Annotated in this window: 17 protein-coding genes; 6 read left to right on the forward strand and 11 right to left on the reverse strand. The window is 34.3% G+C overall.

All coding sequences use genetic code 11. From position 1 onward, the window contains the following. Window positions 1-25: 25 nt before the first annotated feature. Both B0A66_RS02145 and B0A66_RS02150 read right to left on the reverse strand, forming a co-directional pair. Window positions 26-2,656, reverse strand: coding sequence for a gliding motility-associated C-terminal domain-containing protein (locus B0A66_RS02145; protein ID WP_089048206.1), 2,631 nt, complete (start codon window positions 2,654-2,656; stop codon window positions 26-28). Window positions 2,657-2,796: 140 nt separating this feature from the next. Further along, the gene (locus tag B0A66_RS02150; RefSeq protein WP_089048207.1) at window positions 2,797-4,122 is read right to left on the reverse strand and encodes a PDZ domain-containing protein; all 1,326 of its coding nucleotides are present in this window, start codon (window positions 4,120-4,122) and stop codon (window positions 2,797-2,799) included. A gap of 122 nt (window positions 4,123-4,244) precedes the next feature. Here B0A66_RS02150 and B0A66_RS02155 point away from each other — a divergent pair, with 122 nt between their 5' ends. The 6 genes from B0A66_RS02155 (at window position 4,245) to lgt (ending at window position 9,790) form a co-directional block, all read left to right on the forward strand. Further along, complete coding sequence (locus B0A66_RS02155; protein ID WP_089048208.1) at window positions 4,245-5,444, forward strand: pyridoxal phosphate-dependent aminotransferase; 1,200 nt, start codon at window positions 4,245-4,247, stop codon at window positions 5,442-5,444. A gap of 205 nt (window positions 5,445-5,649) precedes the next feature. Next, window positions 5,650-6,321, forward strand: a complete 672-nt coding sequence (folE, locus tag B0A66_RS02160; RefSeq protein WP_089048209.1) for a GTP cyclohydrolase I FolE — start codon at window positions 5,650-5,652, stop codon at window positions 6,319-6,321. A gap of 96 nt (window positions 6,322-6,417) precedes the next feature. Further along, on the forward strand, window positions 6,418-6,783 hold the full coding sequence (locus tag B0A66_RS02165) for a four helix bundle protein (RefSeq protein WP_089048210.1): 366 nt from the start codon (window positions 6,418-6,420) through the stop codon (window positions 6,781-6,783). Between the two features lie 80 nt (window positions 6,784-6,863). Then, the gene (cysS, locus tag B0A66_RS02170) at window positions 6,864-8,345 is read left to right on the forward strand and encodes a cysteine--tRNA ligase (RefSeq protein WP_089048211.1); all 1,482 of its coding nucleotides are present in this window, start codon (window positions 6,864-6,866) and stop codon (window positions 8,343-8,345) included. Between the two features lie 208 nt (window positions 8,346-8,553). Then, a complete protein-coding gene (gene yidD / locus B0A66_RS02175) occupies window positions 8,554-8,793 on the forward strand; it encodes a membrane protein insertion efficiency factor YidD (protein WP_089048212.1) in 240 nt (79 codons plus the stop codon). Between the two features lie 64 nt (window positions 8,794-8,857). After that, window positions 8,858-9,790: a prolipoprotein diacylglyceryl transferase gene (lgt, locus tag B0A66_RS02180; protein ID WP_089048213.1), complete on the forward strand. Its 933-nt coding sequence runs from the start codon at window positions 8,858-8,860 to the stop codon at window positions 9,788-9,790. A 210-nt stretch (window positions 9,791-10,000) separates the two neighbouring features. Here lgt and B0A66_RS02185 read toward each other — a convergent pair whose 3' ends face one another. The 9 genes from B0A66_RS02185 to B0A66_RS02225 all read right to left on the reverse strand — a co-directional run bounded on the left by B0A66_RS02185 (window position 10,001) and on the right by B0A66_RS02225 (window position 24,651). Beyond that, a complete protein-coding gene (locus tag B0A66_RS02185) occupies window positions 10,001-10,612 on the reverse strand; it encodes an acyloxyacyl hydrolase (RefSeq protein WP_089048214.1) in 612 nt (203 codons plus the stop codon). A 100-nt stretch (window positions 10,613-10,712) separates the two neighbouring features. Continuing rightward, a complete protein-coding gene (secDF, locus tag B0A66_RS02190; RefSeq protein WP_089048215.1) occupies window positions 10,713-13,685 on the reverse strand; it encodes a protein translocase subunit SecDF in 2,973 nt (990 codons plus the stop codon). Window positions 13,686-13,911: 226 nt separating this feature from the next. Further along, a complete protein-coding gene (gene mdh / locus B0A66_RS02195) occupies window positions 13,912-14,847 on the reverse strand; it encodes a malate dehydrogenase (protein ID WP_089048216.1) in 936 nt (311 codons plus the stop codon). Between the two features lie 105 nt (window positions 14,848-14,952). After that, window positions 14,953-16,893 (reverse strand): DNA topoisomerase (ATP-hydrolyzing) subunit B, encoded by a 1,941-nt coding sequence (gyrB, locus tag B0A66_RS02200; protein WP_089048217.1) that lies wholly within the window; start codon window positions 16,891-16,893, stop codon window positions 14,953-14,955. Window positions 16,894-17,174: 281 nt separating this feature from the next. Further along, a complete protein-coding gene (gene asnB, locus B0A66_RS02205; RefSeq protein WP_089048218.1) occupies window positions 17,175-18,791 on the reverse strand; it encodes an asparagine synthase B in 1,617 nt (538 codons plus the stop codon). A gap of 256 nt (window positions 18,792-19,047) precedes the next feature. After that, on the reverse strand, window positions 19,048-20,724 hold the full coding sequence (asnB, locus tag B0A66_RS02210) for an asparagine synthase B (RefSeq protein ID WP_089048219.1): 1,677 nt from the start codon (window positions 20,722-20,724) through the stop codon (window positions 19,048-19,050). Window positions 20,725-21,245: 521 nt separating this feature from the next. After that, the gene (locus B0A66_RS02215; RefSeq protein WP_089048220.1) at window positions 21,246-21,695 is read right to left on the reverse strand and encodes a hypothetical protein; all 450 of its coding nucleotides are present in this window, start codon (window positions 21,693-21,695) and stop codon (window positions 21,246-21,248) included. 179 nt (window positions 21,696-21,874) lie between these two features. After that, on the reverse strand, window positions 21,875-23,629 hold the full coding sequence (locus B0A66_RS02220; RefSeq protein WP_089048221.1) for a TonB-dependent receptor: 1,755 nt from the start codon (window positions 23,627-23,629) through the stop codon (window positions 21,875-21,877). Between the two features lie 158 nt (window positions 23,630-23,787). Next, the gene (locus tag B0A66_RS02225) at window positions 23,788-24,651 is read right to left on the reverse strand and encodes a PhzF family phenazine biosynthesis protein (protein ID WP_089048222.1); all 864 of its coding nucleotides are present in this window, start codon (window positions 24,649-24,651) and stop codon (window positions 23,788-23,790) included. Window positions 24,652-24,658: the final 7 nt, after the last annotated feature.

Genomic DNA, 24,658 nt, shown 5'->3' on the forward strand with positions numbered 1-24,658 from the left:
ATTATATTAAATAATGAGTAACCTACTATCGATTTAAATAAAGGCGCCCCTGTTGAGGTCGTCTATTATCTTTATTAAAATTGACAATATAAAAATAGACTCCGTTTGGTGCTATTCCGTCACCAATCGCCACTGATTCGGAGTTTTTTCCGTCCCAATCCGGTTTGTTTCTATTTCCTTTAAACATTACATTTCCATATCTGTTGAAAATTTCAAGGGTATAATCCGGATATAAAAAATTAATATCTGGAATCGTGAAGGTATCGTTTACTCCGTCTCCATTTGGCGAAAATCCGTCAGGAATAAAAAAGGCATATTGCGAAGTATCACAATCATACAATGAAACTGTTACTTCTAAAATATTATCCGAAATACAACTGGTTACAGTCGAGAAATCGACTCCATAATACGTTGTTTTATCTGTAAGCAATGTAGTCGATGTCAGTAAATTTCCGTTGTTTGGAGCATCATACCATACTACACTGGCGAAGGCATTGGTTCTGCTGGATAAATCGGCTATTCTGGGTGTTTCTAATCCACAAAAGTTTTGCCCATCTGAGTTCAGTGTTGGAGCAGGCGTATCATTTACTGTTACCATAACCGTTGCAGCACTGGAAGTACATCCTAATACTGAAATTTCTCTTAAATAATAATTCTCTGATTGCAATACATACGTATCTTCCAATGGTGTTGTAGCTGTTGTACTGTTATACCATTTATATTGAGTTCCTTGTGGTTCTAAATCTGCAATAGTGGCGCCTTCAACCTTACAAAAAACGCGACTACCGTTTACTGTAGGTGCAACAGGAATTCTACTAACTAAAAACTGATCTGATATACTGGGCAAAATAACATTACAATTGGTGGTGTTATTGACCAGATTGCTTAACGAAATTTGGGTATTTCCACTTTGTGAAACTAACGCTGGAGGAATAATAAAATCAGCACTGCCGTTTGAAACCGTTAACACAACGGATTGCAATCCTGAAGTATTACTATCTGATAACGTATAGAAAAGTGTTGCACTTGTCAAAGTTCCTAAACCGGAAATGGTAGCCACAACCGGTTCTGTTATACAAACATCAGTTACCGATACCAGAACTGTTGAAGCATTTGGTAAAGGATAGATAATTAAGTCTCCACTCACATTTGCAGCATTAGAACAATTTGTTGTGTTATTTACAATTCGGGTAATTCGTATTGTTGAGGTTCCACTATTAGAATTAAAAATTCCCGGAACGGTAAAACTCGAATTTCCGCCAATTACACTAATTGTTGCCGATTGTCCTGATACATTATTAGCGCCGCCGATAGTATAATAAACAGTATAGTTACCATTTGTTAATTGTGAAGCATTCGTAAGTTGTGCAACTGCATCTTTGCTCTGGCAAACCGGACTTAATCTTAATACCGCGCCATCTAATTTTGGCAATGCATAAATCGTAATATCATCTGATAAGTTATTGACCACATTTGTACAAGATTTTTTACTTGCAACGGCTACAATTCTGGTAATATTTATAATAAAATTACCCACTTGCCTAAAATAAATTGAGGAAACCGGAAAATTAACAACCCCGTTTACAAAATTTGCCGTTACAGTTTGTGAACCTGAATTAGGTCCGGAAACAGCATACGTAATCTCATATTGACCATTAGGAATAGCTTCTGCTCCTTGGGTTAGTCTTGCAGCATAAGTTGCTGTTGGAATTTCGTTTTCGCATATATCAGAATCAACCACAAGTGTTGCGCCTGTAAAATCAAGTTTTTTCTCAAGGGTAATAACTAAACTTTTCATGTCATCAGGACAAATATTATTACCTGGAACAGAAAAAGCTGTATAGGTATAAACGTAATCTCCCGGACCTTTTGTATTGAATATATCCTGAAGATCGACATTGTGGTCGTTGCCTGAAGTTATTCCATCACCACTCCATTCACCTGTAGGGTCTTGCCCTGAAATTAAATTATTTAAATCATAATTGGTATATCCTGTCAAACCATCACTTCCGCACAGCACCAAATCGGTTGTAGTTCCTGCATCCGGTGCTTCAAAAACACTTAAAGTTATTGATATGGTTGCTGGATTTGTTGGACAAGCCGCTATAGTAGGTACAGTATAGGTATAAACAAAATCACCTTTCATTCCGGTAATAGGAAGCGATGACGAAACTATTCCTCCAGCACTATCTCTCCATATACCATTATTATGGGGCCCCATTACAGTACTATTAAAAGCAGTAAAAAGATTAAAAACAACATCTTTATCACATGCAGTAGCAAAAGGAGCCGGAACTCCCGGATATGCTCCAATAGTAACGGTTACCGTTGCCGTATTATTTACACAGCCTGGAACGCTTGTTACGGTATAAGTATATTGGTAAGTTCCTCCTTGTCGGATTGCTTGTGCATCCAGTATTCCAGTTGCAGGATCAAGGCCTCTGGAATTATTAGTATCAGTCCAGGTTCCTCCCGCTGTTGGTGTACCAGTTAAATAAGAAAACAACGACACTGATCGGTTTACCGGATCTGAAATGTTACATATTACGACGCTTCCATTATTACCTGCACATTGTGCAAAGGCTTTTGAAGGTAAAATTGATAAAAAAATAAAAAACAATACAAAATGTAAGAAATTAATGTATTTTTTGACCATGGATTAAATTTTCGTTAAACATAGTAAAAAATAATGTCACTAATCAAAAAAACTTAATTTTCTTATTAATTAAAGCTTATTTTGATAATCAAAAAAAATTTATAAGAAACTGTAAATCTGTAATTTGCAATTAAAACATACTACAATTCGTCTTCTAATTTAAGCCTAAACTTAAGTAATAAGCTTTTTCTCTCGATTTCAAGGGTGATCCAAGGGTGATCGTCGGACTTTAAAATGGCATTAATTTGCTGGAGCGAATATTTGTAAGGCAATATTTTATTGACACTAACAATGATATCTCCTCTTTGCAAACCGCATTTTTCAGCAGCAGAGTTTTTTCGGATGTTTACAATTTCATATACTGGCTTTAGTGAAAACTTGTATCTAAAATTATCATCTTTTTTACTGTCGGGGTTTACATCATTCATGGTCGTTGCAACCTTCACCGTTTGCAGACGAACGGTTTCTTGTACCCACTGCAATCCTTTGTGCTGAACTGTAATTCCGCTTTTATTATAGGTAAAAGGTTCTGAAAATTTACTGTTCTTTTTCAGGTACATTTTACGGTCTGCGTAATCTAAAACTAGTGTAAAGCGTTTTAGAATTTCTCCACCAACTGAGCCTATACGGTCTGGAACCATCTTTACATTTCGAATAGAAGTAGAATCCGGAAAAGACACAATTGAATTTTTAAACTCAAAATTAGCAATTGAGAATTTTGCAATTTTGGCCCGATGTCCTTCGATATCACCACTAAAGCCTTTGCCTAAAAAATCCGGAAAATTCTTTTTCGGCAATTTTATTTTATCATTTTCGAAAACCCAAAAGGCATCGCTATTACCAATATCAATTAGCAATTTAGCTGGTATAGCAACATTATCTACTATTGCAGTGGTATACACATACGGTTTTGATCTTTCTATTGTGATAGGAACTGATGTAAATTTTTTACTGATCTTACTTCTGGTTTTTTCATTATTCGCATGTACAACAAGCTTTTTTCTCTGGTAATTGATTTCTACCAGATTATTTTTAAAAAACCGATGTCCGATAATACCGTTAACCGGAATTCCAATTTGAGAGGACAGATTGAAACTTTGATCCAGAATAATGTACAGCAAATGACTTGTTGATTTAAGGCCATGACTTTCTAATACATTGTTTGTCGATTTTAGTCCTTCTATTTCTTCCTCACTTCCTAAACCACGCAGTTTTATTTTTTCTACATTATTAAAACTTACCTCCTGCTTGTCTTCCATACTAAATAGTATTGTTTCCTCTACACCGGAATCCAGTAAGAAGTTTAATTCGACACCATTTACTTTTATCGGGATAAATACAAGATTGTTTATCAGTTTAAAAGGAATTGTAACCTTCGATTTTTGATTTTCAAGCAAAAAGTCGCTTTGGGCTTGAAGTGAAAAAGATATCAAAAGCCCAAAAAACAACACAATATATTTTTTCATTGCTATTATTTTAATATAAAATTAATAAAAATACTGATAATTGTTAGATTTTTACAAGTCACTGCATTGTTTACGTTAAATTCGAAAAAAAAATGCAAATTTGCACTTCAATAATTAAGATTATGCCAACAATTTCAAGCAAAGGCAGAAACATGCCCGAATCACCGATACGTAAACTTGCTCCTTTTGCAGATGCTGCAAAGCAAAAAGGAACCAAAGTGTATCACTTAAACATTGGTCAACCGGATATCAAGACACCCGAAGTGGCCATCGAGGCGGTAAAAAATATTGATTTAACTATTATTGAATACAGTCCGTCTGCCGGATATGAAAGTTATAGAAAAAAATTAGCTAAGTTTTACCAGCGTCAAAATGTAAATGTAAACCCAGAAGACATCATCGTAACAACTGGTGGCTCTGAAGCCTTACTGTTTGCGCTGGCCACAATTACGGATCCGGGAGATGAAATCATTATTCCTGAACCATTTTATGCTAATTACCATGCTTTTGCTTCTTCTACAAGTGCAACTGTTGTTCCTGTGATTTCGACTCTCGAAACGGGATTTGCTTTACCTAGTATAGATACTGTCAAAAAATTGATTACGCCAAAAACTAAAGCTATTCTAATCTGTAATCCAGGTAATCCAACAGGATATTTATACTCTGAAGCCGAAATTAAACAATTGGCAGGATTAATTAAAAAACATGATTTATACCTGATTGCAGATGAGGTGTATCGTGAATTTTTATATGATTCTGATGATGTTCATTTTTCTGTAATGAATCTTGACGATGTACAACAGAATGTTATTATGGTAGATTCTGTTTCTAAACGTTATAGCATGTGTGGTGCACGAATTGGCTGTTTGGTTACTAAAAACAAAGATGTTCTGTCTACTGTAATGAAATTTGCCCAAGCACGTCTGAGTCCGCCAACAATTGACCAAATTGCGTGTGAAGCTGCTATAGATACGCCTCAAAGTTATTTTGATGAGGTTATTACAGAATACAAAAGCCGACGCGATACGCTCATAACCGAATTAAATAAAATTGATGGTGTAATTGTTACCAAACCTAAAGGTGCTTTTTATTGTATCGCACAATTACCGATAGACAATGCCGATTATTTTGCACAATGGCTTTTAGAAAGCTACGATCTAAATGGAGAAACGGTTATGATTGCTCCTGCAGCAGGATTTTATTCTACTCCGGGAATGGGTTTAAATCAGGTTCGAATTGCGTATGTACTCAACCAAAAAGACCTTGTCAAAGCTGTAAATGTTTTAAAAGAAGCATTAAAAGTTTACAATACAAAAAAATAATAAACCAAGAATAATAGAAAACCTGCAGAGGCAATAACCAAAAGGTTATTGCCTTTTGTATTTAAAAAAACAGGCATTATTGTTTGAATTTAAATTATATCTAAAAAGTAGCGATTAAATAGTAAAAACGATAGAAAAGGTTTCCTATTTATTAATTATCTTTACCGCCTTAAAAAGATTATACCCATATTAATAGTAGTTTTTAATGATAAATAACGAAGATTTTTTAGACGAGATAGGTGACAATCATTTCAGCAGCAATGCGAAAAACCCTGTAAGAGAGGACGCTTTTGATTTGAGTGATGAAGAAAAAATTGAAAAAATAAAAAAAGATGTCGAAAGCATTCTGCAAACTCTTGGAATGGATTTGACTGACGACAGCATAAAAGGTACTCCAAACAGAGTAGCAAAAATGTTTGTTAAAGAAATTTTTGGAGGTCTTAATCCTGCAAAACAGCCAAAAGCTTCTACTTTTGACAACAATTACAAATACGGTGAAATGTTAGTTGAAAAAAACATTACCGTTTATTCTACCTGCGAACATCATTTATTGCCAATTATAGGAAGAGCACATGTTGCTTACATTTCCAGCGGAAGAGTAATTGGTCTTTCTAAAATGAACCGAATTGTAGAGTACTATGCAAAAAGACCTCAGGTTCAAGAGCGTCTAACCATGCAAATTGTTCAAGAATTACAAAAAGCTCTAGGAACGGAAGACGTAGCCTGCGTAATCGATGCAAAACACCTTTGTGTAAACTCAAGAGGAATTAAAGATATCGAAAGCAGCACTGTAACTTCTGAATTTGGTGGAAAATTCAAAGACCCTCAAACAAAAAGAGAGTTTTTAGATTATATTAAATTGGAAACGCAGTTCTAGTTTAATCGGTAAATCGTTAATTTGTTTAATCGGTTGATCGCTACTTTTAATTTTCGGTTAAGCGATTAAACAAATCAACAATTAAATAAAAAAAGAATGTACACCTTTTCATTTGAAAAGTTAGAGGTTTGGCAAAACTCCAGAATTTTTATTTTGGAAATTTATAAATTAACTAGTAAATTTCCATCAAATGAATTGTTCGGTCTGACCTCTCAAATAAAAAGAAGTTCTGTATCAATTGCTACCAATATTGCAGAAGGAACTTCGAGAAACACAAAGAACGATAGAGCTCATTTTTTAACAATATCGTATTCATCGGCAATGGAAACTTTAAATCATTTAATTATTTCAAAAGATTTAAATTACATCTCTGATGTTGATTACAAAGAATCTCGTGAGAAAATTGAAAAGATTTGCAATCAGATAAATAGTCTAAAAAAATTCTATCTTTCACAACAATAAAATAATTAGTTTAAAAATCATAAAACGTTTAAACAATTCAACGATTAAACAATTTAACGATTAAACAGCAAAAAATAAATATGCCTTTATATACAAGTCAACATCTAAAAATATACAATTCACTTTCGGGTGAAAAAGAAAATTTCAATCCTATTCATGAGGGAAATGTTGGAATGTATGTTTGTGGACCAACGGTTTATAGTAATGTACATTTAGGAAATGTGAGAACATTTATGTCTTTTGACGTAATATTCAGATACTTTTTACATCTTGATTACAAAGTACGTTATGTACGTAACATTACCGATGTTGGTCACATTGTGGATGATGTTGATGAAGGTGAAGATAAAATTGCCAAAAAAGCACGTTTGGAACAACTGGAACCAATGGAGGTTGTACAACGCTATACGGTAGATTTTCATGATATCCTTAAGGCCTTTAACTTTTTGCCGCCAAGCATTGAGCCAACTGCTACAGGACATATCATCGAACAAATTGAAATCATCAAAAAGATCATCAATACCGGAATTGGTTACGAAGCTAACGGATCAGTATATTTTGATGTTGTAAAATATAATGAAACCAATAATTACGGTGTTTTAAGCGGACGCAATATCGAAGATATGCTGGCTAACACACGTGATCTTGATGGTCAATCGGATAAAAGAAACCCACAGGATTTTGCGCTTTGGAAAAAAGCAGAACCGGAACATATCATGAGATGGCCTTCGCCCTGGAGTGATGGTTTTCCGGGTTGGCATTTAGAATGTACTGCTATGAGTACTAAATATTTGGGAAATCACTTTGATATTCACGGTGGCGGAATGGATTTAAAATTCCCACACCACGAATGTGAAATTGCTCAAAACGAAGCTTGTACAGGACAATCTCCGGTAAATTACTGGATGCACGCCAATATGCTGACTTTAAACGGAAAGAAAATGGCAAAATCTACCGGAAATAATATTTTACCGGGAGAAATTTTGAGTGGTGATAATAACATTCTTAGTAAGGCATTTTCTGCATCGGTAACACGATTCTTTATGTTACAGGCACATTACAGAAGTATCTTAGATTTTTCTGATGATGCCATTGTAGCTGCAGAAAAAGGATACAAAAGATTAATGGAAGCGGTTGAGGCTTTACCAAGTCTTGCAACAAGTTCGACAAGTTCAATTGATTTCAGTTCATGGAAACAATTGTGCTACGACGCGATGAATGACGATTTCAATACTCCTATTTTAATTGCTCAGTTGTTTGAAGCTGTTCGTTATATCAACTTATTAAAAGAAGGTAAAGAAACAATCTCTGCTGAAGATCTAAATTCATTTTCGACAGCTATTAATGCTTTTGTTTTTGATGTATTAGGTTTAAATGATGAGAAAGCAGCAGACAGCAATAACGATAAATTAGAAGGTGTAGTAAACATGCTAATCGGAATGAGAAATCAAGCCAGAGCTGACAAAAACTTTGCGCTTTCAGATCAGATACGTGATCAATTGATCGCTTTAGGTATTCAATTAAAAGACGGAAAAGAAGGTACTGCTTTTAGCATTCAATAAGCTTTGCTTAAGTGATCAGTGAGCTTCGCTTAGTGATCAGTGTTCAGTTTAACTGTGCGCTTAGTATTTAGTAATCAGTTTTTACTATTATGATTTTCAAACAATTAAAAACTAATTAATTATCGCAACTGAGTACTAAAAATCTGAACACTGATCACTAAAAAATGACTGACCACTAAAAATCTGAACACTGAACACTTAAAATAACATGAAACCAATTACGCCATTTGTTTTATTAGTTCGTTTTTATCAATCTGCGATATCTCCTTTTACACCGGCGAGTTGCAGGTTTGAGCCAACGTGTTCTACCTATATGATTCAGGCGTTACAAACACATGGTTTATTTTATGGTAGCTATTTAGGAATAAAGCGAATTCTGAGCTGTAATCCTTGGGGCAGAACGGGCTATGATCCTGTACCTGAAAAAAAATGTGAGCACAAACATTAACTTTAAATAAAGATACTCTTTGTTATAAATATTTATTTTTACAACACACAAAAACAATTCAAATATGACACACGCCTTAAATATCATTTGGAATCCTTCAGAAGGAATCAACCTGGGATTTTTTATGATTCGCTTTTACAGTTTAATGTTCGTAATCGCCTTTGGATTAGGATGGTTTATAATGAAAAAGATTTTTGAACGTGAAGGTGAATCACTGGAAAAATTAGATTCATTATTTGTATGGACTGTTTTAGCAACTTTAATTGGCGCTCGATTAGGTCATGTTTTGTTTTATGATTGGGAATATTTCAGAAATCATTTACTTGAAATATTTTTACCATTTAGATTCTCACCAGAATTTGAATTCACAGGTTTTCAAGGCTTAGCAAGTCATGGTGCGGCAATATCAATCATCGTTGCGATGTATTACTACAGCAAAAAAATCTTAAAACGTTCTTTATTATGGATTTTAGACCGTGTCGTAATTCCGGTTGCGAGTGGCGCTATATTTGTTCGTTTAGGAAATTTTTTCAATTCTGAGATTATTGGTCACGAAACAACTTCTCCTTTTGGTATTCGTTTTTTACACGATCAGTTTAGCAAAAATGAAGCTGTGAATGCAACACAAATCCCGAATCCAAAAGATGCTTATACAGCAATTGCTACAGATCCTAAATTTGCCGATTTACTGGCTCAGGTTCCTGCTAAACACCCAACTCAATTGTATGAAGGGTTCAGCTATATTTTTGTATTTGCTATTTTGTTTTTTCTATACTGGAAAACAAATGCGAGACTTAAATCTGGTTATTTATTCGGATTGTTTTTAGTCCTTTTATTCATGGTTCGTTTTGTAGTAGAGTTTGTAAAAGAAAGCCAAGGTGGTTTTGAAAGCGAATTAGGCTTATTCTCGACAGGACAATGGTTAAGCATACCATTTGTTATTATTGGTCTTTTCTTTATCATTAGAGCCCAAAGAAATCCATTAGCAGTATCTTAAACAAAAGGTTTCAATATACCAATGCCCGATATTTTAGCGATATCGGGCATTTTTTTTATAATGAATTTAAGTTGTCAGTTAAATTGATAGCTCTTTACAACTTTTTCAGACCTAACAGGTTTTAAAAACCTGTTAGGTCTTTAAAAATGTCAAAAAAAAAAAAAAAAAAAAAAAAACAGCATTTAATCTTCGAAAGGAATCAAGAAATAATTACAACGAATACAGAACACCAAACTCGATATTTCTTGTATTATAACCTGCGTTAGCACTTCCCAGTCCCGCATTAGAAACATGGCGTATACTGGGACGAACATCTAACTGCAATTTTTGTACTTTAAAAGAAAGTCCCAACGCTGCAACATCTGCAAATGCAAATCCTTCTGATATTCTTTCAGTTTCTGTATCATTAATCATTGGACCAACACTTACTAAAACATACACCGACAATACTTGGTTTATCGGTTTTCTAAAGAGAAAACCTAGATTTAAGACATATTCATGTACTTCCTTCAGTTGTGTATACTCAGCTCTTTTTTCTTCGAAATTAGGTGTGTCAGGCTTAACAAAATAAAAATTCAATAACTGATGTTTTCCAAAATTCACTTCCGGCTGAACTAAAATTTCATATTGAAAATGCTTTGTCTTCTTTAATAAATACTGAATTTGAGCCTTGTAAAAGTGATTCTCAAAAGTATAATTTCTATTATTGAATTCACTTCCAAAACCATAATTAAGACCAACAGCGAATCTATTTTGTTTTTCTTGTGCTGTCATACTCCAACACAATACTACTAAAAAAATAATCCATATTTTTTTATACATAACCTATTACTTTACATTACTTAAATATAGAACAAAAAAAAGATCCAACTTTCGTTGGATCTTTTTTTATATAACCTCTGCAATAAATACTTGTGTATTATTATGCGTTGTGTTTTTCTTCAATTGTATGTTTCTCTTCATTTGAGATCGTATCAACCAATACTGGTGTTGCGATAAATAATGAAGAATATGTTCCTACAACGATACCAATTAACATAGCAAAGATAAATCCTCTAATAGATTCTCCACCAAAGATGAACATTGTTAACAATACAATGATCATCATTAAAGATGTATTCAATGTTCTTGATAATGTTGTATTAATAGAAGCATTTACTACATCTTCGAAACTACCTTTACGGTTTCCGATGATAAACTCTCTAACCCTGTCAAATACAATTACGGTATCATTCATTGAGTATCCAATTACGGTAAGAATCGCAGCAATAAAGTGCTGATCCATTTCCATGTGGAAAGGCATGAATTTATAACATAAAGAGTAGATTCCTAATACGAACACAACGTCATGCGCTACTGCTGCAATCGCACCTAATGAATATTGCCATTTACGGAAAGAAACCATTAAGTATAAGAAAATTGCTGCCATTGCACCTAAAACTGCCCAATATGAGTTAGTTTTAATATCCTCAGAAATAGAAGCTCCTACTTTTGATTGTTGTAAAACTCCAACTTTTTTACCGTTGTACGAGTTGATAAATTTATCGTAAGTCGTATTTGGGTAATATTTTTGTAATGCATTGTATAACTTTTGATTCACTTCTTCATCAATCGCAATACCATCTTCTTTAATTTTATATTTAGTCGTGATTTTCAACTGATCATCATCTCCTAAAATTTTTGCTTCAACCGGAGTTCCGAAAGCTGTAGATAATTCATCAGAAACTACACTTGCATCAACTGGTTTTTCAAATTTAATCTGGAATGTTCTTCCTCCAACAAAATCAACACCTTCGTCTAATCCATTAATGAAGAAGATAGAAGTTAAACTTACTACTGTTACAATAGAAGAGAAGATATAAGTGAATTTCTTAACTTTAATAAAGTCATAGTGGAAATTAGTAAACCAGTTTTTAGTAATATTTGTAGAGAAAGTTAAATCTGCTTTTCCTGCAATATTTCTATCAATAAAAATTCTAGCGATAAAGATAGACGTAAACATAGACGTTACGATACCAATAAGTAATGTTAAAGCAAAACCTTTAATTGGTCCTGTTCCAAAAATAAATAAGATCGCTCCAGTTAAAACGTGTGTTACGTTGGCATCAATGATAGAACGCATTGCTCCGTGCCATCCGTAAGATGCAGCAACTGCTTCAGATAATGTTTTACCTTCACGCAATTCTTCTTTTGCTCTCTCAAATATAATGATGTTCGCATCTACCGCTGTACCTAATGTAAGTACGATACCTGCAATACCTGGTAATGTTAATACAAAACCAAAACTTGCCATAATTCCGAATAAGAAAAGTAAGTTTAATAACAAAGCTAAGTTAGCATACCAACCTGCTTTACCATAATAGAATACCATCCATAAACAAACTAATAAAAATCCTAATACAGAAGAGATTGTTCCTGCATCAATCGCAGCCTGACCTAAAGATGGTCCTACAACTGTTGATTGAATAATATCTGCTGATGCCGGTAATTTACCTGCATTTAAGATGTTAGCTAAATCTTTAGTTTCTGCTACGTCAAAAGAACCTGTAATTTCAGATCTTCCTCCAGCAATTGGTCCACTAGTAACACCAGGAGCAGAATAAACGATATTATCTAAAACAATAGCGATATAACTTTTTTGATTAAAAGCTCTTCCTGTTAATTCTTCCCAAACTTTAGCACCTTGACTGTTCATTTGCATAGAAACAGCTGGTTTACCCATTTGGTCAAAAGTATCTTTTGCATCAGTAACAAGACCACCATTCATAGCCGGTACATTGTCTCTGTTTCCTTTTATAGCATATAATTCAACTGCTTCAATTTCTTTTCCTTTAGCATCTTTCAATGTTGTTGGTTTACTCCAAAGGAATTTTGCATTGTGTTGGTCAGCAGCTAATAAAATTCTGATTTCCGGTCTTTTTAAGTATCCATTGATAACAGCTGTATCTTTTGGAGCAAAATAACCTAAAACCGGTCCACCACCTTGACTTAAAATTTTGTCAAATAATGGGTTGTTTCCTTTTTTAGCTTCAGTAGAATCTTTAGTAGCATCAGTTAATAAAGCATTCAATGAATCTTTAGCAACTGTTTTAGTCTCAGGTGCTTTGATTTCAGTTTTCTTTAAAGCCTCATTTGCAGCAACTAAAAAGTTTCCAACTTCTTCAATTTTATAAGTTTCCCAAAACTCTAATTGAGCTTTTCCACCTAATAATTTTTTAATTCTATCAACATCTTTTGCACCTGGAAGCTCCACTAAGATTCTTCCTGTAGTACCTAATTTTTGAATATTTGGTTGTGTTACACCAAATTTATCGATACGCTCTCTTAATACTTTATAAGCACTTTCGATAGACTCATCAACTTTCTTTCTAATTACTTTTTGTGCTTGTGCATCACTCATTTCGAAAGCAATACCACCTTCTCCCTGTAAATTTCTGTTTGCAAAAATTTCAGGAGATGCTAATTTTACTGTTCCGTTTGAGTTTGCGTCAAAAGCTTCAAAAAATTTATCAAGATATGTTTTATTTCCTTCTAAATTTGCATTCGCATCAGCTAATGATTTATTAAAAATCGGGTTTTTAGAATTGTTTGCTAATCCTTTTAAAACGTCTTTGATAGAAATTTGAAGAATAACGTTGATTCCTCCTTCTAAGTCAAGACCTTTGTTGATTTGCTTATTTTTTACTTCGTTATAAGTAAAATTCGTAAATCCAAGATTCAGCACTTTTTCTTTACCAATAGAATCTAAATATTTTAATTCTTTGTCAGGATTATCTCCTGCAAAAGCTTTAGCTTCACTTTTGACATTGCTTGCCACGTAAGTGAACGAAAGTTGGTAAATACTTACCAATGCAAATAGAATTGCGAAAAATTTAATAAGTCCTTTATTCTGCATTATTACTAAAAATTAATTAAGTTTTATTATTTGTTTTTGTTTTAAAGTCCGATAAAATAAGCCCTGACATGATTTTTTTAAAACAAAAAACTAGATCACGAATTACTGGATTTTTTTTAAATCGAGCAAATATATAATTAACGAAAAGATTAACCAATTTATTTATTAATTAATCTCAAAAAAAAGACTAAAAAAGTACAGTCTTTTCCTTTTTTTCCGAAGATCTTTATACTAAAATTGATTTTAGAGCATCATTCATACCTCTAACCGCATCTGCACTTTTAGCAAATAACGCCTTTTCCTGGTCGTTTAACTGAATATCTAAAATTTCTTCTACTCCATTTTTACCTATAATACAAGGCACTCCTATACAGATATCCTGCTGACCATATTCTCCTTCAACAAAAACAGAACAAGCAATCATTTTCTTTTGATCATTTAAGATACTGTCTACTAAATAAGCAACAGAAGCTCCCGGTGCATACCAAGCTGAAGTTCCTAAAAGACCTGTAAGAGTTGCTCCACCTACCATAGTATCTGCAGCTACTTTTTGCAACACTTCTTCTGAAAGAAATTCTGTTACCGGAATTCCGTTGTAAGACGCTAAACGTGTTAGTGGAATCATTGTAGTATCACCATGACCTCCAATTACCATTGCAGAGATATCATTTGCAGGTTTATCTAAAGCTAAAGACAAATAAGTTCTGAAACGAGAACTGTCTAACGCTCCACCCATACCAATAATTCTGTTTTTAGGCAATCCTGTAGATTTCAATGCTAAGTAAGTCATGGTATCCATTGGATTTGAAACCACAACAATAATAGTGTCCGGAGAATATTTTAATACGTTTTCTGCAACTGTTTTTACAATTCCTGCATTAATACCGATTAACTCTTCACGAGTCATTCCCGGTTTTCTTGGAATACCTGATGTAATAACAACAACATCACTTCCTGCAGTTTTAGAATAATCATTGGTTACGCCTGATACTTTTGTATTAAAACCAGTATTTGTAGCACATTGCATGATGTCCAATGCTTTTCCTTCTGCAAAACCTTCTTTAATATCTAACAATACTACTTCACTTGCAATTCCTCTATAAGAAATAACATCCGCGCATGTAGCTCCAACATTTCCTGCTCCTACAATAGTAACTTTCATATTTTTTACTTTTATTCGGTTATTAGTTAATTTTGTTTGTTTGATAAACGAACAATTCGTTTAATTGTATAAATTTAAACAATTAAACGAATTGGTTTTATTTTTTTACGCGTCGATATTAGCGTAAACTGCATTTTTCTCAATAAACTCTCTACGTGGTGGTACTTCATCACCCATTAACATAGAGAAAACTCTATCTGCTTCTGCTAAGCTGTCAATAGTTACCTGACGTAATGTTCTGAAGCTAGGATCCATTGTTGTTTCCCATAATTGCTCTGCGTTCATCTCTCCAAGACCTTTATAACGTTGAATAGCGGCACTTCCTCCCATTCTTTCGTTGGCTTGATCGCGTTGAACATCATTCCACGCATATTCTTTTTTATTTCCTTTTTTAACAAGGTATAAAGGCGGAGCTGCAATATAAACGTGACCTTCTTCGATTAGTTCTTTCATGAAACGGAAGAAGAACGTTAATATTAAGGTAGAAATGTGACTACCATCGACATCGGCATCACACATGATGATTACTTTGTGGTATCTTAATTTTTCAAGATTCAATGCTTTACTGTCTTCTGCGGTACCTACAGTAACCCCTAAAGCGGTAAAAATATTACGAATCTCTTCGTTTTCAAATACTTTATGGTGCATTGCTTTTTCAACATTCAGAATCTTACCACGTAATGGTAAAATAGCCTGAAAGTTACGGTCACGACCTTGTTTTGCTGTTCCACCAGCCGAATCTCCCTCGACTAGATAAACCTCACATCTTGCCGGATCCTGCTCAGAGCAATCTGATAATTTTCCTGGCAATCCACCGCCACCCATAACAGTTTTACGCTGTACCATTTCACGTGCCTTTTTGGCTGCGTGACGTGCCTGAGCTGCTAAGATTACTTTTTGGATGATGATACGGGCATCATTTGGATTTTCTTCCAAATAATTCTCCAACATTTCTCCAACTGCCTGAGAAACCGGAGAAACTACTTCTCTGTTTCCAAGCTTTGTTTTTGTCTGACCTTCGAATTGTGGTTCTGCAACTTTTACAGAAATAATAGCTGTTAATCCTTCACGGAAATCATCTCCTGCAATTTCGAATTTCAATTTATCCAACATTCCGGATGCATCTGCGTATTTTTTAAGGGTTCTTGTCAAACCACTTCTAAAACCTTGTAAATGCGTTCCTCCTTCGTGTGTGTTAATGTTATTTACATAAGAGAAAATATTCTCTGTGTAACTTGTATTATAGATCAAAGCAACTTCTACAGGGATTTCACCTTTTTCGTGATCCATGCTGATTACGTGAGAAATAATAGGCTCACGGTTACCATCTAAATAACGAATGTATTCTTTAAGACCTTCGTCTGAGTGAAATACTTCGCTTTTAAACTCGCCCTTTTCGTCTACTTCTCTTTTGTCTGTAAACGTAATTGTGATTCCTTTATTCAAAAATGAAAGCTCACGCATACGAGCTGACAAAGTATCATAAGAGAATTCTATAGTTTGTGTAAAAATAGTATCGTCCGGGTAAAAAGTCTGACGTGTACCTCTTTTATCTGTTTCTCCGATTTGTTTTACCGGATACATTGATTTACCTCTTTCGTATTCTTGCTCGTAGATTTTACCGTCTCTAAAAACAGTAGATTTCATGTGAACAGACAGGGCATTTACAACAGAAACCCCTACACCGTGTAAACCTCCGGAAACTTTATATGAATCTTTGTCAAATTTACCTCCGGCTCCAATTTTAGTCATTACTACCTCAAGTGCAGAAACACCTTCTTTTTTATGTAAATCAACTGGAATACCACGTCCGTTATCTTCAACTGTTACAGAACCGTCTTCGTTTATTGCAACACCAATGGTATCACAATGTCCTCCCATGGCCTCATCAATAGAGTTATCAACAACCTCATAAACCAAATGATGCAGTCCTCGAACCCCTACATCTCCAATATACATCGAAGGACGCATTCTTACGTGCTCCATTCCTTCTAATGCCTGAATACTATCTGCTGAATAATTGTTCTTCTTGATTTCTTCGCTCATATAATTTATTCTAAAAAATGTAATTATTGTCTAACACGCAAATATATAAAAACGCAAATTATATATCCGTTAAAATCCAATTTAAAGCAGGTAAGTTATTAACATATTATCAAAAAAAGTCAATTAAAAAGGCAAATTCCAGCTACAATTTCAATTTCCATTTATCAAATAAATTTTAATGTTAAATTCTTAATCTGATTTTAAAAACAAAATCCGAAATGAACTTCTAAAAAAGCTCATTTCGGATTGGGTGATTATAGTAAAACTGTGTTTCTAAAAAACTACGCTATTACTCCGGATTTTACATTTTCGATCCCTCCTTTTACGTGGGCCGCATTTGCTCTTCCACTTGGATCCAGGTTTTCCTGCCATTTTGGAATCCATTTACGAACGGTTTGTGCCGCGCTGACCTGTGGATAGTATTTATGAAAAATAGAGCGATACAAGTACGCTTCTTTTGTTGTTGGTGAATTATACGGAAATTCTGCTGCTGCTCCTTCTAACTGCTCATCAGACACCTGAGAAGCGCAATACTCGATCAGTTCATCAATCCAGCTGTAACCAACTCCATCAGAAAACTGTTCTTTCTGACGCCATAAAATATCGTCCGGTAAATACGGCTGTTCAGGTGTATCGAATGCTTTTCTTAAAATGTATTTTTCAACCCCATTGTACGTTTTAGGCTGTTTTTCTTCTGCTTTGATACGAATCGTTGCATCAAGGAAATCTTTGTCTAAAAACGGCACCCTTGTTTCGATACCATTTGCCATTGTCGATTTATCAGCACGCAATAAATCTGCGGTAAATAATTTCTGAACTCTTTCGATGGTTTCTTTTTGAAATTCTTCTGTAGATGGTGCATTTCTAAAATACAAATGACCTCCAAAAATTTCATCAGCTCCTTCTCCTGAAAGAATTACTTTTACGCCCTTTTCTGCGATTGCTTTAGACATCAAATACATTGGCACACTAGCTCTTACTGAGATAATGTCATAGGTTTCAATATATAAAATTATTTTTTCTAAAACTTCTATTCCTTCTTTTACAGAAAAATGAATTTCATGGTGTTCTGTTCCTAAAAATGCTGCTGCTTTTCTGGCTGCTTGTGCATCTGGAGCATCTGCATTTAATGCTACTGAAAAAGAATGCAGTTTTTCTCCGCTATCTGCTAATAATCGAGCTGCAATTGCAGACGTTAAAGAAGAATCTAATCCTCCTGAAAGCAATACTCCAACAGGAACTTCGCTCATTAAACGCTTGCGAACAGCCTCTGTTAGTTTTTCTCTTATAACACTTAAATTTAAGTCTTTGTTTGCTTTTTCATAATCCTCATATTCAGGATTATAATACTTCACAAATCCTTTTTTTGCGGTGTAATAATGTCCCGGTGGAAACGTAGAAAATGTTTTACACTGATCTGCAATAGGTTTCATTTCTGAAGAGAAATAAATTCTTCCTCTTTCATCTAAACCATAATACAACGGCTTTACTCCCATTGGATCACGACCGGCCATATAATCATCTCCATCGACAATTACGAAAGCCCAGTCTCCATCTAATTTATTACAAAAATCGTATCCAAATTCTTCATATAAATGAACAATAACTTCTGAATCTGATTTTGTTCTAAATGTATGTTCTTTTAAGATACCTTCTTTTAACTGCTGATAATTATAGATCTCCCCATCATGAACCATCCAGGCATCTTTTGTTCCCTGAATAGGCTGCTTACCTGAATTCAACCCAATAATCGACAAACTCTCGTGACAAATTATACTACCATTTTTCAAAATTTGAAAATCACTTTCATCAGGACCCCGGTGCGACATTCTTTTAGAAAGCTCTTTTACCAGTTGCGGGTCTTTTCCCTTACCAATAACGGCTAATATTCCAGACATACGATTCTATTTTTATTTCTTAATTTAATATAAAATTTTAAAGGCGGCAACAAATAAGCATTAGCTGAAATGCATCATAAACTAATCTAACTTTTATTCATCTATTTGGGGTTTGTCAAATATAAAAATTAAAGTTAAATAATTGCTAATAATTCCGTTCAAGTAATTGAAATATTACAAATTAATATTATACACAAGAAAAACGTCCCCATAAATGAGAACGTCTTTCCAATAACTAAAATATTAAGTAAGTTTTTTATGCTTTTACATAGGCGTCGTCATGTACACTTGCCACAGCTCTACCAGAAGGATCATTCATATTTTTGAAAGCTTCATCCCACTCTAAAGCAATTTTTGTACTACACGCTACACTTGCTTCCTGAGGCACACATAAGGCTGCTGCGTCGCTTGGGAAGTGTTCTGCAAAGATCGAACGGTAATAGTATTCTTCTTTAGATGTTGGTGTTTGCAATGGAAATTTATATTTCGCATTTGCCAATTGTTCATCTGAAACTTCTTTTCCAACAACTTCTTTAAGCGTATCGATCCAGCTGTATCCTACTCCGTCAGAGAATTGTTCTTTTTGTCTCCATGCTACACTTTCCGGCAACATATCTTCAAAAGCTTTACGAACAACCCATTTTTCCATTGGGTGCTCTTTGTTAATCATTTTATCTTGTGGATTGATGCGCATTGCAACATCCATAAATTCTTTATCTAAGAAAGGAACACGACCTTCTATTCCCCACGCTGCCAAACTTTTGTTGGCACGTAAACAATCGTACATGTGCAGTTTACCTAATTTACGAACGTTTTCTTCGTGAAATTCCTGTGCATTTGGCGCTTTGTGAAAATACAGGTAACCTCCAAATAATTCATCTGCTCCTTCACCAGACAATACCATTTTGATTCCCATTGATTTAATAACACGTGCCATTAACCACATTGGTGTCGATGCTCTAACCGTTGTTACGTCATAGGTTTCTAAATTGTAAATTACATCGCGAACAGCATCTAAACCTTCCTGAATTGTAAATTTAATTTCATGGTGAATCGTTCCGATATGTTTGGCTACAACCTGAGCAGCAGCTAAATCAGGAGAACCATCAAGTCCTACTGAAAAAGAGTGCAATTGTGGGTACCAGGCATCTGTTGTATCATCTGACTCAATACGTTTTTGTGCAAATTTTTTGGCTACAGCCGAAGTAATAGACGAATCTAAACCTCCTGAAAGTAAAACTCCGTAAGGAACATCACTCATTAATTGTCTGTGAACAGCCGCTTCAAGTGCTTCTTTAATTGCAGGAATACTTGTTTCGTTGTCTTTTACTGCATCATATTCTGTCCAGTCTCTTTTGTACCATTGTACAAATTCACCGTCTTTACTTGTCATGTAGTGTCCCGGAGGAAACAATTGAATTTTTGTACAGTATCCTTCTAAAGCTTTTAATTCAGATGCTACGTAAAAAGTTCCGTGTTGATCCCAACCAATGTATAATGGAATAATTCCCATGTGATCACGAGCAATAAAATACTCGTCTTTTTCTACATCATAAATAGCAAATCCAAATATTCCGTTCATTTCATCAACGAAATGTGGCCCTTTTGCCTGATAAAGTGCTAAGATAACTTCGCAATCACTTTCAGTCTGAAAGTTATATTTTCCTTCAAATTGTTTGCGTAATTCTCTGTGGTTGTAAATTTCACCATTAGCAGCTAAAACTAATTTTTTGTCTTCTGTAAACAAAGGCTGTTTTCCTGAAGCCGGATCTACAATTGCCAAACGTTCGTGAGACAAAATCGCTTTATCATTGCTGTAAATTCCGCTCCAGTCTGGTCCACGGTGGCGAATGATTTTAGACATTTCTAATACTTGAGGTCTTAAGGCTTCCGCTTTTTGCTTTAAATCAAAGGCACATACAATTCCACACATAATTCTATATTTTTTTTATTATAATTTTTATTTTGATAAGGCAAAGATGCATTATAGGTTACAATTGAAAAACACAAAAGACTATTTCAGTTATAATTTTAAACCAATAATTTGTTTTTACACTTAAAATGTAAAATTTAGACCTAAAAAAAAGCCCTCAACTTGAAAATTTCAATTTTGGGCTTTTTCATTGTCATTTTATAAAGAAAACATTGTATCGAAAACTATAGAAAGATTGAATTTTCGTTGTGGAGTTCCTTACGAAAATTTCCCCTTCGAAAAGGACAAAAAATGAGCTGAATATAAGGAGTGTAAAAAATAAGCCTACTATAAACAGTATAAAAAATCCGCTTCAATCCGTGTCTTCGCATAGCGAATCGGTATCATCTGCGTCATAAACAAGACAAAGTAGCCATAATCTTTGTCGAGTTTCTCGCAAAGATTTACTTCGTCCGTTCGCTGTCGCTTGGGTCTCCTTCGTCGAAACGACAAGATTGAGCACTACTAATACCTACGTTACTTTATTCTACACTTTCTATAGTGTAATGCGTTTTATTAATTTCAAAAGTAAAACCTACTTTATTACCCATTAGATGAGATCCTAAAGGTGATTGTGGCGAAAGTGCGATAACATTAATTCCTTCTATCGAAATTTTAGGAAGTGCTACGCTTAGGTATAAATAAATCCCATTGGCTTTGACCAGACTTCCTGAAATAATATTCTCTGTGGTTTTCGAAGCATCAATTTTATCTAAAATCGCTTTTTGGGTGATTGCTTCTTTGAGTTTATTAGTCAATTTTTCCTGCTCGATATGCATCATCGACAAAGCTGTTTCGTGCTTATCGCCAGCAGAACCTTTGGCATCGTTTTTTGAATCTTCTGTCAAAGCCGAAATCATGTCTCTAAAAACATCTATGCGGTCCTGAACCATTTGTTGGTAATGTGAATATATTTTTTGTTTGAATTCCATTGTTTTTTGAGGTACTGAGGTTCTTTTTTAAAGGTACTAAGGTTCTAAGTTACAAAGATGCAAAGGTTTTGTGCAGTCTCAAAAAAAATTAGCCACGAATTCACGAATGTTTTTTTTAAACTAATTCGTGAATTCGTGGCTAAAAAATAAGGCATTATTGCCTTTATAGCTAATATATCTTAGAAATCGAATTTATAATTTCCTCCTGCTAAAACCTGGAATCCTTGCACAGGATAGTTTAGCCATTTTTCATAACGCTGATTTCCAATGTTATTTAATTTTAAGAAGAAAGTTAAACGATCGCTGTATTTGTATCCTAAATGCGCATTGGCATCGAAGTAGCTTTTTAAGGTAATTGGAGCCGCATTTGTCATGAAATTTAAGTTGGTCTGCATGTCTTTACGTTCTCCTACATAAAAAACATTTAAACCTGCATACCATTGTTTCGTAAAATTAACATCCAGATTTGAGCTCAATTTCATCGATGGTAAATTCCACGCTTCTACGGGACCATCTGTTTTGTAACTATTAAAAGTTCCGTTGATACCAAATGTTACATTCTCTGAAAAATCAGCTTTTAATTCTCCATAAAAACGAAACGTTCTGATGTCTTCATAATCTACTCCAAAAGAATTTCCATAGGCGTAATTCTCATTTGTAAAATCCTCGGTATAACTGTTGCTTCTAAACAATGCTTTATTTTTTTCGTTTAAATAAGAACCTGTTAGATTATAGTTTACATTGTTGGCTAATTTCCCTTTTAAACCTGCAAATACCGTATACTGATTGCTCGTAGGTCTCATATTTAATGTTGGTGACAAAAATGGATTTTCAGTCACAAAATCTGCATACGAATTTTGATTTAAGCTACCATTTGCACCTGTGTAAAAAATCATTAAATCTCCCACCAGTTTATAAGAAGCATTTACTTTTGGGTAAACGTAAAATTTGTTTCCGCTGTTTTCAGAATCTAAACCATAGAACAATCCCGCTCCTACTTCTAATGTCCATTCGTTTTCGAGAACAACAAAACTTGGTTCTATTCCAAAGTTAGTTAAACTGTATTTTAAAGGATCCGTATTGGTTTTAAAATAATTGTTATCGAAGCTTCCGCTAACGTGGTCTACAATAATATTGGTATTAATTGACTCATCCATAATATCTACTTTAAAACTTGGTTTAAAGTAAAATCGATTTTCTGACGATGAAAAATTATCTGAAAAGTGAATAAATCTTGTATCTATTTTATCAAAAACACTTTCGTTAAATTCTATATTTCCTCCAACTGAAATTGTATTATAAGAATGGTTTGGGTTAATGCTTCTAATTAAATCACCCGCTTGTCCCATTGGTAAAGTAGCACCAAATTCCGCAGGCAAACCATACCAATTGTATATTTGATTTTGATATCCTAAATCAACGCTCCATGACATATCGCGATTGTTTGCGCCATATCCAACATTTAAAGCGGTGTCGTAAAATTCATCATTCAACAAAGCTTCTTTTATTCCGCCTTGTGATGAATGATGGCGAAACATTCCTGCCAGATAATCATTATTTCCTAAATCGTGCGTCACAAACAATTCTGCATTCAGGGTTCCGTAATTCCCCAATCCAACCGTAGCATAATTATTAAATAGTCGCTCTTTTCTTGATTTTTCAACACTGGCTGCATTTCCTTTTGAAGGCGTAAATGTCGAAGCTACCGGAACAGACAAAATACTATATTTAATAGTTTCTTTAGGCTGATTTCCTGTATCATCAAGAGTCGGAATTTCTTTTACTTTAAAAGCATCTGAAATGGTTGGCGAATAAGGTTTTACCACATTTACGGTTTCTGTTCCTATTGTTTCGTCTTTCTTTTGTGAAAAAGAGAGCTGAAAAACGAACAGCAAAATCAAAATGATGGTTTTATTTTGGAAATTAATTTTCATATATCTTTTTTGCTTTATGCTGTAAGCCTTAGGCTTTAAGCTATTTTTTATTCTGCTGTAGGCTCTAAGCTCTAGGCTTTAAGCTTTTTTGCTTTATCTTTAATTATCTATTTGATGATTTTTAAAAATCTAAAATCTACATTCTAAAATCTAAAATCTCAAGCTTCCCATTCGCCTTTTGCTACAAATTGGGCTTTTCCTCCTATTTTAATATCAAAGTGATCGTTTGTTAACTTTCCTTTGAAATGAATCTGCGAAGGCCTTTTCATGTAATCTCCCTGATAATTGATCAGATCGATTTCCGGAGCCTTGTATTTTAAAAGTGATGCTTGTAAGCAGGTACTTGCGCTTCCTGTTGCGGCATCTTCCAATAATTGATTGTGTTCTATGTAAAACAATCTGCTTTTTATACTTGAATCTTCCAGACAATAGAAATACAATCCGTGATGACTTGTTCTGCAATTGGCGTGCAGCCAGGTATTCATTTTATCTCTGTCTAATACTAGATTTTCTAAAGCTGCTGCAGATTTTAACGGAACCATTACAAAAGCACTTCCTGTGGTTACTTCCTGAATTGGAAACTGATCATTAAAATCTCCGCTTTGTAAATTGGAAAAGGCTAAAAAATCTTCTTTTGCAAAAACATCCCAAAACTCAGGCTGAGCCGCTGTAAGCCAAATTAATTCATCCGTTTTGTGAATTGGAATTGCTCCAATTGGAACTTGTAATGTTATATTATCCGGTATATTTTTATAGATCTTATGGATCAAAACCCATGAAGTTCCAATAAGCGGGTGACCTGCAAATTTCATTTCCTGCCCAGGTGTGAAAATTTTAATCTCGGCACTATTATTTTCTAAATCAAGTTTAGTAACAAAGGTACTTTCAGCAAAATTAATCTCACGCGCAATGGTTTGCATTTCAGCCGAACTTAAATTTTCAGCATCCAAAAAAACAGCCAGCTGATTACCAGCATATTTTTTTTCTGCAAAAACATCAACTATATAAAAAGGTAAACTCATTTATTTC

The sequence above is a fragment of the Flavobacterium hercynium genome (assembly GCF_002217285.1).
GTDB classification, from domain to species: domain Bacteria; phylum Bacteroidota; class Bacteroidia; order Flavobacteriales; family Flavobacteriaceae; genus Flavobacterium; species Flavobacterium hercynium.

Excerpts from the sequence above, each read along its gene's own strand:
- yidD (WP_089048212.1), top strand. The coding sequence starts at position 8,554 with ATGAAACCAATTACGCCATTTGTTTTATTAGTTCGTTTTTATCAATCT.
- B0A66_RS02155 (WP_089048208.1), top strand. The coding sequence starts at position 4,245 with ATGCCAACAATTTCAAGCAAAGGCAGAAACATGCCCGAATCACCGATA.
- B0A66_RS02145 (WP_089048206.1), bottom strand. The coding sequence starts at position 2,656 with ATGGTCAAAAAATACATTAATTTCTTACATTTTGTATTGTTTTTTATT.
- asnB (WP_089048219.1), bottom strand. The coding sequence starts at position 20,724 with ATGTGTGGAATTGTATGTGCCTTTGATTTAAAGCAAAAAGCGGAAGCC.
- lgt (WP_089048213.1), top strand. The coding sequence starts at position 8,858 with ATGACACACGCCTTAAATATCATTTGGAATCCTTCAGAAGGAATCAAC.
- secDF (WP_089048215.1), bottom strand. The coding sequence starts at position 13,685 with ATGCAGAATAAAGGACTTATTAAATTTTTCGCAATTCTATTTGCATTG.
- folE (WP_089048209.1), top strand. The coding sequence starts at position 5,650 with ATGATAAATAACGAAGATTTTTTAGACGAGATAGGTGACAATCATTTC.
- asnB (WP_089048218.1), bottom strand. The coding sequence starts at position 18,791 with ATGTCTGGAATATTAGCCGTTATTGGTAAGGGAAAAGACCCGCAACTG.
- B0A66_RS02215 (WP_089048220.1), bottom strand. The coding sequence starts at position 21,695 with ATGGAATTCAAACAAAAAATATATTCACATTACCAACAAATGGTTCAG.
- B0A66_RS02185 (WP_089048214.1), bottom strand. The coding sequence starts at position 10,612 with ATGTATAAAAAAATATGGATTATTTTTTTAGTAGTATTGTGTTGGAGT.
- gyrB (WP_089048217.1), bottom strand. The coding sequence starts at position 16,893 with ATGAGCGAAGAAATCAAGAAGAACAATTATTCAGCAGATAGTATTCAG.
- mdh (WP_089048216.1), bottom strand. The coding sequence starts at position 14,847 with ATGAAAGTTACTATTGTAGGAGCAGGAAATGTTGGAGCTACATGCGCG.
- B0A66_RS02220 (WP_089048221.1), bottom strand. The coding sequence starts at position 23,629 with ATGAAAATTAATTTCCAAAATAAAACCATCATTTTGATTTTGCTGTTC.
- cysS (WP_089048211.1), top strand. The coding sequence starts at position 6,864 with ATGCCTTTATATACAAGTCAACATCTAAAAATATACAATTCACTTTCG.
- B0A66_RS02225 (WP_089048222.1), bottom strand. The coding sequence starts at position 24,651 with ATGAGTTTACCTTTTTATATAGTTGATGTTTTTGCAGAAAAAAAATAT.
- B0A66_RS02165 (WP_089048210.1), top strand. The coding sequence starts at position 6,418 with ATGTACACCTTTTCATTTGAAAAGTTAGAGGTTTGGCAAAACTCCAGA.
- B0A66_RS02150 (WP_089048207.1), bottom strand. The coding sequence starts at position 4,122 with ATGAAAAAATATATTGTGTTGTTTTTTGGGCTTTTGATATCTTTTTCA.